Source organism: Kineosporia corallincola (assembly GCF_018499875.1).
Lineage (GTDB): Bacteria > Actinomycetota > Actinomycetes > Actinomycetales > Kineosporiaceae > Kineosporia > Kineosporia corallincola.
Genome location: NZ_JAHBAY010000015.1, coordinates 47,415 through 60,941, shown reverse-complemented (window position 1 = coordinate 60,941; position 13,527 = coordinate 47,415). Strand labels below are relative to the sequence as shown.

At 71.8% G+C, this 13,527-nt stretch carries 11 protein-coding genes; 4 read left to right on the top strand and 7 right to left on the bottom strand.

What is annotated here, in order from left to right; all coding sequences use genetic code 11:
* Window positions 1-19 precede the first annotated feature (19 nt).
* Window positions 20-904 (bottom strand): sulfurtransferase, encoded by an 885-nt coding sequence (locus KIH74_RS29125; RefSeq protein WP_246573335.1) that lies wholly within the window; start codon window positions 902-904, stop codon window positions 20-22.
* A gap of 267 nt (window positions 905-1,171) precedes the next feature.
* On the opposite strand from KIH74_RS29125, the gene KIH74_RS29120 reads away from it, so the two are divergent.
* A complete protein-coding gene (locus tag KIH74_RS29120; RefSeq protein WP_214159579.1) occupies window positions 1,172-2,230 on the top strand; it encodes a PPC domain-containing protein in 1,059 nt (352 codons plus the stop codon).
* Between the two features lie 23 nt (window positions 2,231-2,253).
* Here KIH74_RS29120 and KIH74_RS29115 read toward each other — a convergent pair whose 3' ends face one another.
* The 5 genes from KIH74_RS29115 to KIH74_RS29095 are packed head-to-tail and all read right to left on the bottom strand — an operon-like array spanning window position 2,254 to window position 5,579.
* Window positions 2,254-2,478, bottom strand: coding sequence for a ferredoxin (locus KIH74_RS29115; protein ID WP_214159578.1), 225 nt, complete (start codon window positions 2,476-2,478; stop codon window positions 2,254-2,256).
* On the bottom strand, window positions 2,475-3,731 hold the full coding sequence (locus KIH74_RS29110; protein WP_214159577.1) for an NADH-ubiquinone oxidoreductase-F iron-sulfur binding region domain-containing protein: 1,257 nt from the start codon (window positions 3,729-3,731) through the stop codon (window positions 2,475-2,477). Before KIH74_RS29110 ends, KIH74_RS29115 begins: the two co-directional genes overlap by 4 nt.
* Window positions 3,728-4,303: a ferric reductase-like transmembrane domain-containing protein gene (locus KIH74_RS29105; protein WP_214159576.1), complete on the bottom strand. Its 576-nt coding sequence runs from the start codon at window positions 4,301-4,303 to the stop codon at window positions 3,728-3,730. Before KIH74_RS29105 ends, KIH74_RS29110 begins: the two co-directional genes overlap by 4 nt.
* Window positions 4,300-5,331, bottom strand: coding sequence for an FAD:protein FMN transferase (locus tag KIH74_RS29100; RefSeq protein ID WP_214159575.1), 1,032 nt, complete (start codon window positions 5,329-5,331; stop codon window positions 4,300-4,302). Before KIH74_RS29100 ends, KIH74_RS29105 begins: the two co-directional genes overlap by 4 nt.
* Window positions 5,331-5,579, bottom strand: a complete 249-nt coding sequence (locus KIH74_RS29095; RefSeq protein WP_214159574.1) for a hypothetical protein — start codon at window positions 5,577-5,579, stop codon at window positions 5,331-5,333. Before KIH74_RS29095 ends, KIH74_RS29100 begins: the two co-directional genes overlap by 1 nt.
* A 142-nt stretch (window positions 5,580-5,721) precedes the next feature.
* On the opposite strand from KIH74_RS29095, the gene KIH74_RS29090 reads away from it, so the two are divergent.
* Window positions 5,722-7,860 (top strand): acyltransferase family protein, encoded by a 2,139-nt coding sequence (locus tag KIH74_RS29090; protein ID WP_214159573.1) that lies wholly within the window; start codon window positions 5,722-5,724, stop codon window positions 7,858-7,860.
* On the opposite strand, the gene KIH74_RS29085 is transcribed toward KIH74_RS29090, so the two are convergent.
* Window positions 7,832-10,018 (bottom strand): hypothetical protein, encoded by a 2,187-nt coding sequence (locus KIH74_RS29085; RefSeq protein ID WP_214159572.1) that lies wholly within the window; start codon window positions 10,016-10,018, stop codon window positions 7,832-7,834. The genes KIH74_RS29090 and KIH74_RS29085 overlap by 29 nt on opposite strands.
* 285 nt (window positions 10,019-10,303) lie before the next feature.
* Between KIH74_RS29085 and KIH74_RS29080 the strand changes: the two genes are divergently transcribed.
* Window positions 10,304-11,962, top strand: a complete 1,659-nt coding sequence (locus KIH74_RS29080; RefSeq protein WP_308114035.1) for an NAD(P)/FAD-dependent oxidoreductase — start codon at window positions 10,304-10,306, stop codon at window positions 11,960-11,962.
* 108 nt (window positions 11,963-12,070) lie between these two features.
* Window positions 12,071-13,525, top strand: a complete 1,455-nt coding sequence (locus tag KIH74_RS29075) for an ATP-binding protein (protein ID WP_214159571.1) — start codon at window positions 12,071-12,073, stop codon at window positions 13,523-13,525.
* Window positions 13,526-13,527: the final 2 nt, after the last annotated feature.

Here is a 13,527-nt window from a genome sequence, read left to right as displayed (position 1 = left end):
GTCCCCAATTTAGGCGACCTCAGCCGCGTTCGGCACCCCGGGCCACCGGAACCCGCACCGAGTTGCCCCACTCGGTCCAGGATCCGTCGTAGTTGCGCACATTGCCGAACCCGAGCAGGTGGGTCAGCACGAACCAGGTGTGACTGGACCGTTCGCCGATGCGGCAGTAGGCGATCACCGCGTCGTCCTTCGAGAACCCCTGCTCCTGCTCGTAGATCGCGGCCAGCTCGTCACGACTGCGAAAACGCCCGTCGTCGGCCGCGGCCCGGGCCCAGGGCACACTGGCGGCGCCGGGAATGTGCCCGCCGCGCAGCACGCCCTCCTGCGGGTAGTCGGGCATGTGGGTGACCTCGCCGGAGTACTCGGCGGGCGAGCGCACGTCGATCAGCGGACCGCCCAGGTGCGCCAGCACGTCGTCCTTGAAGGCCCGGACGGTGGTGTCGTCGCGCTCCACCACGGGGTAGTCGGTGCGCTCGACATGTGGCCTGTCGTCGGTGATGTCGCGGCCCTCGGCGATCCAGGCGGCCCGGCCGCCGTCGAGCAGACGCACGTCTTCGTGGCCGAAGAGGGTGAACACCCAGAGGGCGTAGGCGGCCCACCAGTTGTTGCGGTCGCCGTAGATGACGACCGTGGAGTCGCGCGCGATGCCCTTGGCCGACATCAGCGCGGCGAACTGCGCGCCGTCCAGGTAGTCCCGGGTGACCTGGTCGTTGAGCTCGGTGTGCCAGTCCACCTTGATCGCGCCGGGCACGTGGCCGGTGTCGTAGAGCAGTACGTCCTCGTCGCTCTCCACCACGACCAGCCCCGGTTCGCCCAGGTGGGCCGCGAGCCATTCGGTGGTGACGAGCCGCTCCGGATGGGCGTAACCGGCCAGCTTCGGGTCGGTGTCGTGGGGCAGCGTCATGATGCTCTCCGTTCCCGGGTGTTCGCTCGCCGTGAGCCTATCCCCGGTGTCCGGACGAAGAATCCAGGCAGGGTGGTGAACATTCCCCGGCGGTGTTCCGCTCGCGGCGCGGCGGGTCCATAGTTACCCCCGGTTGCCTACTGTTACGTCTAGTGTTCATGTCGCCGGATCGGGGTCCGGCCTGCGCCAGGGCATTCCGCCCGACGCTTCCAGTAGTCCCACACGTCCGGCGGCCGGGCCGCCGGACCGGTATCCCCTGGGGGGATCATGAAGAAACCTGGCCTGCGGATCGCGACCCTGATCGCCGCTCCGCTGGTTCTCGCCATGATGGTTCTCGGCGCCCAGACCGCCTCGGCCGCCGAGGTCAAGGGCGGCAAGCTGACCGAGGGGGTCGGCACGAAGGCCGAGATCAAGACGAAAGACACGACTCTCGCCTACACCTTCGCCGTGACCAAGGGCCGCCACGTCACCCTGAGCACCTCGGGCGGCAGGTGGACCAACGACAGCGGAGCGCTGTGGAAGCTCTACACCCCCGGCGGCGAGTGGGCCGACTGGTGGTTCGTCAACAAGGACCCGCACGTCTACGAGTTCACCCCGAACGCCACCGGCGACTGGAAGCTCGTGCTCGCCCCGCTCGACAACGCCACCGGCTGGTCGATGATCACCTACGCCTCGGACGTGGTGGCCGGGCCGCTGAAGGCGAACGAGTCCGCCACGGTGGAGAACACGGTGCGCGGCCAGAACATGGTGGTGAAATTCGGCGCCACCAAGGACCAGCACATCAGCCTCGACGTGACGGCCACCAAGTTCAAGGACGGCAAGGCGATCGGGCGGTTGTACGCGCCGGACGGCACGCTGGTCGAGAACTTCGACGTGGCCGACAAGCCCACCTTCTACGACTTCAGCCCGCTCGTGACCGGCGAGTGGTGGCTCACGATCGACCCGCAGGACTTCGCCAAGGGCAAGGCGACCGTGAACCTCGTGCCCGACCTGGCGCCCGTCGCACTGAAGGACGACACCGCGGTGACGACGACGATCAAGTCCCGCGGCCAGAACGCCTCGTACACCTTCTCCGCCACCGCCGGCACCAAGGTCCCGTTCAGCGTGACCAAGAGCGACTGGGGCAAGGACGGTTCCGCGCACCTCTACTTCTACCGGCCGGACGGGGTTTTCATCGACCACTGCGTTCTCGGCAGCAAGCCGGCCACCTGCGCGGTGTACCCGACCGCCAGTGGCACCTGGAAGATCTCGCTCGACCCGCAGGGCGCCGCGACCGGCAGCGTCACGATCAGCAAGGGCAAGGCGGTCGCTCCCACCGCCCAGTGAACCGCCGGAACTGCCCGGACCCCTCACCGGGGCCCGGGCAGTTCCGCGTCCAGTCGCAGGGCCAGCGCCGGGCACATCCGGACTGCCCGGCGGGCCGGGCCCTCCAGCTCGTCCGGCACCAGAATCGGCCCCCGGGAACGATTCTCCGGAAATCCCCAGTGATCCTGGGTGAGCAGCTCGGGCAACAGGTCGGCGCACAGGCCACGGCCCCGGCAGGCGGTCCAGTCGACCACCAGGGGACGCGTCACAGCACACCACCGTAGGGCTCGCCGATCCGGGCCAGGCACCGGCCGTGCTGGTGCAGCAGCACGTCGTCGCCGAAAACCCGTAGTGCGCTGCGGATCAGCCGGGCCGTGCCGTCCGGGTGCCGGCACACGCCGCGCCCCTCGACCAGCCCGGTGGAGCGGCGCACCGCGTCCAGCCCACTGCGGCCGACCTGCCCGGCGGCCAGGGCGGCGAAGTTCTGGGCCAGCTCGGGCAGGCCGAACTGGCACGGGCCGCACTGTTTCGCCGACTCCCGGGCCAGGTAGCCGGCGATCGAGGCGGTCAGCTCCAGCCCGCAGGCGCTCTTCGCCAGCGGGATCATCACCCCGGCGCCCAGCCCGGCGCCGTACGGTTCGAGCCCGGCGCGCGAGAGCGGCGCGTCCAGCGCGGCGGGCAGCGGCAGCCAGGTGCCGTGGTAGCCGCCGACCAGCACGGCCTGGAGTTCCTCCGGCGGGCGGCCGGCGGTGCCGGCCAGCACCTGCCGCAGCGGCAGGCCGTGAGTGACCTCCCAGACCGCGGGTGCGGTGGTCAGGGCCTGGCCGACCGGGTGCACGGTGGCCAGGAAAGTGCCGGTGGAGTCCGGGGTTCCGGCGGAGGCGAACCAGACGCCACCGTACCGGGCGATCAGTGCCAGCTGGGCCAGCGTCTCCACGTTCTGCACCAGCGTGGCGCGACCGCCGACGCCGCGCTGGAAGATCCGGTGCCGGCTGAACCGGGGCAGGGCCGGGCCGCCCGCCAGCGCGCTGACCACGGCGGTCTCCTGCCCGCTGACGAAGGTGTCGGGGGCCGCGACCACGGTGATCCGCAGCCCGGAGCGCTCGGCCAGGGCCTGCCGCACCAGTGGTACCACCTCCGGACGCAGGTAGGCGAAGGCCTCGCCGGCGCCGGTGATGCGGGCCGCCACCTCGATCCCGTCGAGCACGAGATGCGGTGCACGGCGCAGCAGTTCGGCGTCCTTGCGACTGGCCGGCTCACCCTCGGCGCCGTTCGCCACCACCACGGCCGGGGCGTTGGCGGTCACCGTCTCCAGCTTGGCCGCGGTCGGGAACCCGGCACCGCCCCGGCCGGTCAGCCCGGAGATCCGGACCTGCTCCAGCAACTGGGCCGGCGTGACGTCGGGAATCGTGCCGTAGGTGTCCAGATGCGTTGCCAGAAAAGGGTCCCGGGCGGCGAAGAGCCTCGGTCCCTGGGGAGGCATCCGCAGTCCCTGAGCCGGCGTCATGGCGGTGGTGGTCATCGTTGATGCTCCTTCCGGGGCGAGGTTGCTACGGGTGTGCGGGTTTTCGGCCGGAGGGCCGGGTGAGCGGCGACCGCGACGGCCACCACCGACAGCACGCAGACCGCGTCGATCGCCAGCATCCAGAAGGTGCCGCGGTCGGTGCCGGAACCGATGCCGTGCAGCACGGCGACCGGCCACATCGCGTAGGCCAGCCAGTGCACGGCCCGCCAGGCACGCAGGCCGATCCGGTCACGCAGCAGGCTGGTGACCGTGACCGCCAGGGCCAGGTCGAGGGCCAGGGTGCCGAGGCCGACCCAGAAGGGCCGGTAGCCCGATCCGAACGGCAGCAGGAGGTCGATCAGGTTCAGCTGGGCGTACGGGTCGAAGAGCAGGGTGACCACGTGGATCACCAGGAAGACCAGGGCGAGCAGGGCCGCGCTGCGGTGCACCGACGCCACCACCAGCCGGTTCATCCCGGCGAAGGTGCGGCCGGACCTGGTACCGATGCCCAGGACCACGACGACGGTGAACAGGATCAGGCTCACCACGCCGCTGCCCCGGGCCAGGTACCAGAGCGCCTCCGTGGTCATGCCGCGTGCGCGGCTTCCGGCAGCTGCGTGAGGGTGATCTCGTGCACCTGCGCGTCGTCCGCCACGATCTCGGCACCGTCGAACGGCCAGCCGTTGATCGTCAGCACCTCACCGTCGGAGGCGACGAGCCGCGCCGGGTGGCCCTTCTCGCGCAGCCAGTGCAGGGCGTCGTCCCCCCGCACGATCGCCGCGGTGGACAGGACGTTCGCCTCCAGGCAGGTGCCGGCCGCGACCGAGACGGTGCGCCACACCGGGGCAGCGGGCAGGCCGCTGGCTGGGTTCAGGATGTGGTGCACCGCGCGGGTTCCGTTGCGCCAGCTGCGGCTCACCGTGCTGGAGGTGGCCAGGCCCGCCGTTCCGCCGTCCAGGCCGACCCGGGTGGCCGGCTCGTTCGCGCCGTCCTGCACCAGCACCTGCCAGCCGCCCTCCGGCGCCGGGCCGGCGGTGGCGATGTCGCCGCCGAGCGAGACCAGCGCACCCACGCCGAACCGGTCGGCGATGCTGCGGGCCGCCCGGTCGGCGGCCCAGGCCTTGGCGGTGGCGCCGAGGTCGAGGCGCATCCCGGCGGGCATCCGCAGCCGGCGGCCGGTCAGCGACACGTCGCGCCAGCTGTGCCGCACCCGGCGGCTCAGGGTGATCGGGATGTCCAGTCCACCCACCTTGGTGTGGATGATCGAGTAGTCCTCGTCGTAGCCGAGGGCGGCCAGGTCGTCGGCCAGGGTCGGGTCCACGTCGCCGTCGGTCTTCTCCGCGGCCTCCAGGGCCGCCCCGATCAGCACGGCCAGCAACGGCGACACGGTGACCGCGCGGTCGGTGCGGTTGCCGGCCAGGATCTTCTGCACCCGCTCCAGCTCGCTGTCGTCGCGGAACCGGCTGCATGCCCGGTCCACCTCGTCCAGCTGCTCGGCCACCACGTCGTAGGCCTGGTCGGCCACCGCCGGGTCGGTGACGACGATCCGGGCGGTGGTGCTCCAGACCGGCCACTGACGGACGGTGGGGGTCACGGGAAGGGTCTCCAGCAGGGGCATCACGAACCTCCAGAAGTGGCGTCGGCGGATCCGCTGCCGGGGCTGATGCCCGAACTGCCGGAGCTGCCGGAATTCGAATTCGACTGAGCCGTGGAACTGTCGCCGGAGGAGGTGGTCCCGGTGCTCGCCTCGGCGTTCTCCGCGTGCGCCGCCACCAGGGCGACGGTGATCGTGGTCGCCAGCGCGGCGGTGGCCAGGCCCGTGGTCACGGCCACGGTGGTGCGGTGGGCCTCGTCGCGAGCGTTCATCGGGTCTCCTCCGTTTCGTTGGCTCCACTCTGGGCGGCGTAACTGGGAGGGTGCGGCGCGCTGTCTGGGGATCAGCTGTACGCCCCGGTTCTGACCGAACGGAGGAGGCCAGGACCGTGCCCCGGATGCCGATGCCTGTCCGGTGAGCTATCTCGACCTGGAGACCGATCCTCGGGTCTCACCGGTGGACGACGTGAAAACCGCTGTCCGCCCGGGCTTCCGGCCCGACATCGAGGGCCTGCGCGCGCTGGCCGTGCTGCTGGTGGTGCTCTACCACTGCGGCGTGGGCGGTTTCGGCGGCGGTTTCGTCGGCGTCGACGTGTTCTTCGTGATCTCCGGGTTCCTGATCACCTCGCAGCTGGCCCGGGAGGCCGCGACCACCGGGCGGGTCCGGATCGGGCGCTTCTACGCCCGCCGGGCCCTGCGCCTGCTGCCCGCCGCCACCCTGGTGCTGGTCTGCACCCTGGCCGCCGCCTGGTGCTGGATGCCGCCGGTGCGGCTGCGGGCGATCGCCGGGGACGCCCTGGCCGGCGCCGGCTACGTGCTGAACCTGCGGCTGATCCAGGTGGGCAACGACTACCGTTCGTCCGGCGCCTCGCCCTCCCCCCTCCAGCACTTCTGGTCGCTGGCCGTGGAGGAGCAGTTCTACCTGGTCATCCCGCTGCTGGCGGTGCTCGGGCTGGTGCTGCTGCGACGGCGGGCGGTGTTCGCCGGCCTGCTGACCGCGCTGGTGGCCGCGTCGTTCGTGTTCTCCGTGACCTCCAGCGGCACCGACCCGGTGGCGGCCTACCTCGGCGCCCCGGCCCGGGCCTGGGAGCTCGGCGCCGGTGCCCTGCTCGCCCTGGCCCTGCCCCGGGTGCGGGTGCTGCGGGTGCTCGCCCCGCCGCTGCGCTGGGCCGGGCTGGCCGCGATCGGCTTCGGCGCGGTCACTTTCGGCGAGACCACCCCGTTCCCCGGGTGGCCCGCCGCGATCCCGGTACTCGGCGCGCTCGCCGTGCTGGCCGCGGGCACCGCGAGTCCCGGCCGGACCCTGACCGTTCCGCTGCTGGAGTTCATCGGCGCCCGGTCGTACTCCTGGTACCTGTGGCACTGGCCGGTCCTGGTGGTGGCGCCCTATCTGCTCGGCCACGAGATCGAGCTGCCCGAAAGACTTCTCGCCGCGCTGGTGGCGCTGGGACTGGCCGCCGTCACCTACTCGATGGTCGAGCAGCCGCTGCGGCACCACCCCGAACTGCGCCAGAAGTCATGGAGGGCAGGACTTCTGGCTGTCGGCCTGACCGTCACGACAGTGGCCGTGGCACTGCTGGTGCCGATGCTGCCGGCCCGGCAGACCCAGGGCGAGGGGGTGGCCACCGGCCTGGACCTGGCGGGCACCGGCCCGGCCCGCGACCGGCAGCTGAGCGGACGGCTGGAGGCGGCGGCGCTGGTCACCGCCCTGCCGCGCAACCTGCGGCCGTCTTTGGCCCAGGCCCGCACCGACGACCCGGCGATCGCCCGGAACGGCTGCCTGGTCCCGGTCGGGGCCACCCTCAGCCCGGAGCACTGCGAGTCGCTGGGCCACGCCGGGGGCCGGGTGACCGTGGTGCTGTTCGGCGACTCCCACGCCGCACAGTGGTACCCGGCGCTGAATGCGCTGGCGCAACGCCGCAACTGGCGGCTGGCGGTGTTCACCAAGCTGATGTGCACCCCGGCCGAGGTGGAGCTGTACGCCGAGCAGTTCCGCGGCCGCTACGAGACCTGTGACGCCTGGCGGCAGAACGCGATCGGGCGGATTCAGGAGCTGCGGCCGAACCTGGTGGTGATGACGTCGATCGCCGATCACATGGACCTGCTGGAGCACACCGGTGACCCGGACGGCACCTGGGCGCGAGGCTGGGCCACGACCGCCGGCCGACTGCGCTCCGCCACCGCCGACCTGGTCTTCCTGGCCGACACCCCGAAGGCGAAGGGCGATGTGCCGGAATGCCTTTCGCAGAACCCGCGGGACGTGCAGGCCTGCGCCCAGTCGCCGCAGCGGGCGGCCGGCTCGGGCCGGCGCACCCGGATCGCCGGTGAGGTGGCCTCGGCCGGGGCCCGGGTGATCGACCCGACGCCCTGGTTCTGCGACGTCTCCAGCTGCCCGGTGGTGGTCGACGACACGCTGGTCTACCGCGACGACAACCACATCACCGGCCGCTACGTCCGCACCCTGGCCCCGCTGCTGCTGGACGAGCTGGTGCGGGGTGCTGAGCCGGCCAGGAGTGTCAGGGACGTCAGGAGCGGAAGGGCATCCGCTTCCTGACCCACTGCGCCAGCTCGGCCGAGGTGTGCCCCGGCCACTGGGCCTGCACCGCGTACGACGGCGCCGCGTCGTACGACCACCAGCGCCACGGGTTGTCCCTGGGCCCACCGGTGAGCACCCGGCCGGTGGCCCGGACGTCGTCGTGCAGCTTGACGTTCCACTTGCCGCTGGCCACGCCCTTGACGTCGACCAGCTTGTCGTAGCGGTGGTCGCGAGAGGTCTTGGAGGTGAAGCGGAACACGGTGACGGTCAGCTTGCCCGGGTAGGTGCAGACGATGCGGCCGCTCGCGCCCTGCGACTTGCCCGGCTTCGCCTGGCAGACCTGGCCGGAGCTGCCCTTCTCACCCGGCTCGGCGGGCACGATGCCGATCCAGTTGCTGGCGATGTCCTGCACCTTGCCGTAGGGCGTCTCGGCCTTCTCCCGCACCGGCTCACCGGCCGCGCCCTCGGTCCCGTCCGCGTCCAGCGCGATCACCGTGTAGCTGTGGGTCCTGCCGTCACCGGGCCGGTCGGTGACCTCGGAAGTCTCCACGGTGCGCAGCTTCTCGGTCTCGGTGCCCTGGTCGCGGTACACCGCGTAGCGCTCGGCGCCGTCCACCGCGTCCCAGGTCAGCGTGATCGCGATGCCGTCGCGCTGCGCGCTCAGGCCGGGCACGGCGGGCAGCCCGGTCGAGGTCGGGGTGAGGCTCGCGGTGGCGGACGGCGTGGTGGACATCGACACGTCGGAGGAGTCCACCGGGTCGGCCCCGGCGATCGCCCCGTCGTGCACCAGCGTGACCACCACGAGCCCGGCCGCCACCAGCACCGACACGCCTCCCAGCAGGGGCACCAGCCGGCGTTTTCTCTTTTTGGACGACGGACCGCCCGCGCTGGCCGCGGCCACGTCGAACCCGTCACCGGGGTGACCGAGCAGGCGGAGCGCACCGGTCTCGGTCAGATCCGGGTTCTCGGCCCGCACCGCCGCGACCGCCTGCGGATCGGGCGTTCTGGCGGCGCCGTTGACCTTGGCGGCCCGGGGCGCCTTCGTCTTGGACGCCTTGACCGGCTTCGGGGCCCTGACCGGTTTCGGGGCCTTGCCGTTCTTCGGGGCCTTACCGTTCTGCGGGCTCTCGCCGGGCTCCGTCGTGCCGCCGTGCGTGCCGGGCCGGCCGGGAGCGCCGGGGACGCCGGGGGTCGTGGCCCCCGAAACCGCCGCCGTGCCCCCGCCGGTCTGCGCCGGCTCGTCCGACTCGCCCGGCCGGTACACCTCGGCGTCGTCCGGATCGCCGGAGGTGCGCACCGCGGGCTTCGGCCCGGCCTCGGGCTGGGTGGTGCCGCGCACCACCAGCCGGCCGTTCTTGTCCTTGGGCCGGGGGGTGGGCCGCAGGCTGAGCCCGGCGGCCGGGGAGACCGGCCGGGCCTGACCCGGCACCGACCCGTTGCGTGCGGCGCCGTTGCGCGCCGCCGGTGCCGCCGGGGTGCCGGAGCCGTTGGCCCGGGCCCGGGCGCCGGCCTCCACCAGGTCCTGCCCGACCGTCGGGCTGACCCCGAGCACGTCGTAGACCGAGCGCACGATCAGCGGCATCGCCGCGTCACCGAGCAGGTAGATGCCGTCCAGCAGGGACGGGCGCAGACCGGACGACTCGATCGTGGCACCGAAGTCACGGGCCATCCGCAGCACGTGCGGGCGCAGCGCGTTGTCCAGCTCGATCCGGTCCAGCCGCAGCGGGCCGTCCGGGCTGAGCCCTGGCACGTCGTCCACGTCGACCGTGGCGCTGTGCCAGTCGGTGAGTTCCTCCCGGGCCCGGCGCACGTCGGTGGTCAGCCGCAGCCGCAGCCGGTTCCAGGGCTGCCCCTTGCCCTCCAGCAGCCGCGTCACCAGTGCGTCGTCCGCACCCGGGATCTCTCCGACCCGGGCGGCGGCGCGCTCCAGCAGCAACCGGTCGAACAGCTCGCTGCCGACGTCGTCCAGCGTGCTCTCGGCCAGGACGACCGGGCTTCCGGCCACCGCCGCCGGCTGCGGCGCGTCGGTGCCGGGCGGCTCGACCACCCCGGACTCGAGAACCCACATGCGGGTCTGGGAGCGGCCCACCGCGAGCACCCCGACCACCGACCCCCCGGCGAACCGGTTCTCCGTGCGCAGCACCGCGGCTACAGCGGAGGGGTCCCAGTCGGTCACGTCAGCGCTCCTCGGATCAGGAAGATCAGGCACGGGCAGCCCGCCCGCCGCGCGGGACCTGCCTGACCGGAACACAACGCTGGCCCGGGGAGGTGCCGGAACGACTCGGGCGTATACCAGCGCACGAGAATAGTGGACACACTTGTGAGCCGAGGAGGGTAAAGCGGACAGATCACGTAACGGTTCACCCAACATCGGGCCGTCTGCGCCACAGGCGTAAACCCTGGTGCCCTTCCGGAGGGCGAACTAGGCTCGAAGTCCCCCACCCCTGAGGAGCTTCAGCCGGTGACCAAGCCGATCCTTCTCACGGTCGACGACGATCCGTCGGTGTCCCGGGCGGTGGCCCGTGACCTGCGCCGTCGTTATGCCGAGCACTACCGCGTCGTGCGTGCCGACTCCGGCGCCGACGCCCTGGAGTCCTTGCAGGAGATCCGGCTGCGCGGTGACCGTGTGGCCGTTCTGCTGGCCGATTACCGCATGCCGAACATGAACGGCATCGAGTTCCTCGAACAGGCCATGGACCTGTTCCCCCGGGCGCGCCGGGCCCTGCTGACCGCCTACGCCGACACCGACGCGGCGATCGAGGCGATCAACCTGGTCGACGTCGACTACTACCTGCTCAAGCCCTGGGAACCGCCGGAGGAGAAGCTGTTCCCGGTGGTCGACCAGATGCTGGAGACCTGGAAGGCGGCCGGCGAGCCGGAGACCGAGTCCACCCGGATCATCGGTCACCGCTGGTCGGCGCAGGCCTACGAGGTGCGTGACTTCCTGGCCCGCAACGGCATGCCGTACAGCTGGTTCACCACCGAGGAGGCCGAGGGCCGCAAGCTGCTCGAGGCGGCCGGCGCCACCGAGGCCGACGTGCCGGTGCTGCTCACGGCCGGCGGGGACGTGCTGCTCAACCCCACGCTGAGCGAGGTGGCCGACAAGATCGGGCTCTCCACCACGCCGGCCGAGGACTTCTACGACCTGGTCATCGTGGGCGGCGGCCCGGCCGGGCTGGGCGCCGCGGTGTACGGCGCCTCCGAGGGCCTGCGCACGGTGCTGGTCGAGGGCCGGGCCACCGGCGGGCAGGCCGGGCAGAGCTCCCGCATCGAGAACTACCTGGGCTTCCCCGACGGGGTGAGCGGCGGCCAGCTCACCGACCGGGCCCGGCGCCAGGCCACCCGGCTGGGCGCCGAGCTGCTCACCGCACGGCGGGTGGTCGGCCTGGCCACGCACGGCCCGAAGAAGATCCTGGAGCTGGACGACGGCAGCCGGGTGGCCGCGCACGCCGTGCTGCTGGCCACCGGTGTCTCCTACCGGCGGCTGGGTGCCGAGGGCGCCGACGACATGGTGGGCCGGGGCGTGTTCTACGGCTCCGCGGCCACCGAGGCCGATGCCTGCGCCGACCAGCACGTGGTGATCGTCGGCGGGGCCAACTCGGCCGGCCAGGCGGCGATGTTCTTCTCCCGCCAGGCCGCCCGGGTCACCCTCGCGGTGCGTGCGCCCGACCTGGAACGGTCCATGTCGCACTACCTGATCCAGCAGATCCGCGGCAACGACCGGATCGACGTGCGCACCTGCACCGAGGTGATCTCCTGCCACGGCGACGGGCACCTCCAGAAGCTGGTGCTGCGCGACAGCACCAGCGGCGCCACCGAGGACGTGGACTGCGGGCACCTGTTCGTGTTCATCGGGGCCGCCCCGATGACCGACTGGCTGCCCGACGAACTGGCCCGCGACCAGGCCGGTTTCGTGCTCACCGGCACCGATCTGCTGGACTCCGGCGAGCGGCCGGCCGGCTGGACGCCGAACCGCGACCCGTTCCACCTGGAGACCAGCATCCCCGGCGTGTTCGTGGCCGGCGACGTGCGCTCGGCGTCGGTCAAGCGGGTGGCCTCGGCGGTGGGCGAGGGCGCGATGGCGGTCACGCTGGTCCACCAGTATCTGGCGCATCCGTAAAATTGTGGACGACGAGGAGCTCCCGCCGGGCTCCTCGTCGTCCACAATTTCGGGCATGTAACCGCACCGGGAGATGTTGGAGTAACGGTGACCACCACGGAGCAACCGATGGAGCGCCTCACGCCGGCTGAGCTCTCGCGCTTCTTCCTGTTCGAGAAGCTGAACGACGAGCAGCTGCGCTGGATGTCGGAGCACGGTGAGGTGGTGCGGTATCCCGCCGGGGCCACCGTCTACGGCGCGCAGGAGCCCGCCACCTGCTTCTTCATGCTGGTCCAGGGTCGCCAGGCCCTGCTCAAGCAGGTCGGCGACCACGAGGTCGAGGTGTCCCGCTCCGACTCCCCCGGCGTCTACAGCGGCGCCACCTGGGCCTGGCTCACCTCGGCCCGGGAGGTCACCCAGAGCCCCTTCTACGGCGGCTCCCTGCGCACGCTCGACGAGTCGGTCTTCTTCCGCATCCCCGGCGAGGAACTCGCCGAGGTGCTGAAGGAATGGTTCCCGATGGCCATCCACCTGCTCGACGGCCTGTTCACCGGCATGCGCAACTCCGAGGCGGTGGTCGGCCAGCGCGAGCGGCTCACCGCCCTGGGCCGGCTCACGGCCGGCCTCACCCACGAGCTGAACAACCCGGCCTCGGCCGCCGTGCGGGCCACCGCCACGCTGCGCGAGCGGGTCGCGGCCATGCGCGGCAAGCTGAAACACCTGGCCTCGGGCAAGGTCGACCCCGACACCCTGGTGAAACTCACCGGGCTGCAAGAAGATGCGATCGAGCAGTCGGCGAAGGCGCAGTCCGGCAAGACGAAACACCTCACCCCGCTCCAGGCCAATGACCTGGAAGACGAGTTCAGCGACTGGTGCGACGACCACGGCGTGTCGGCCGGCTGGCACCTCGCGCCGATCTGGGTGGCCGCCGGTCTCGACCTGGAATGGCTTGAGGGCGTGGCCGACTCGATCCCCGAGACGCACCTCGAGGGCGGCCTGAAGTGGATCACCTACGCGCTCGAGAGCGAGCAGCTGATGGCCGAGATCGAGGACTCGACCGACCGCATCGCCACCCTGATCACCAAGGCCAAGCAGTACACCCAGCTGGACCGCGCCGAGCACCAGCAGATCGACGTGCACGAGGGCCTGAACAGCACACTGGTGATGCTCGGCAGCAAGCTGCGGGAGCAGGTCACGCTCGAGAAGCACTACGACAAGTCACTTCCCGAGATCCCGGCCTACCCGGCCGAGCTGAACCAGGTCTGGACCAACGTCATCGACAACGCCCTGCACGCGATGAAGGGCACGCACGGCAAGCTGTCGATCAGCACCCGCGCCGAGGGCGACTTCGCCGTGGTCACGATCGCCGACACCGGCCCGGGCATCCCGCCCGAGGTGCAGCGGCGCATGTTCGAGCCGTTCTTCACCACCAAGCCGATCGGCGAGGGCACCGGGCTGGGCCTCGACATCGTCTGGCGCATCGTGGTCAACCGGCACGGCGGCGACATCCGGGTGAAGAGCAAGCCGGACCAGGGCACCGCGATCGAGGTCCGGCTGCCCCTCACCGTCTCCGGCCCGGCCTGAGG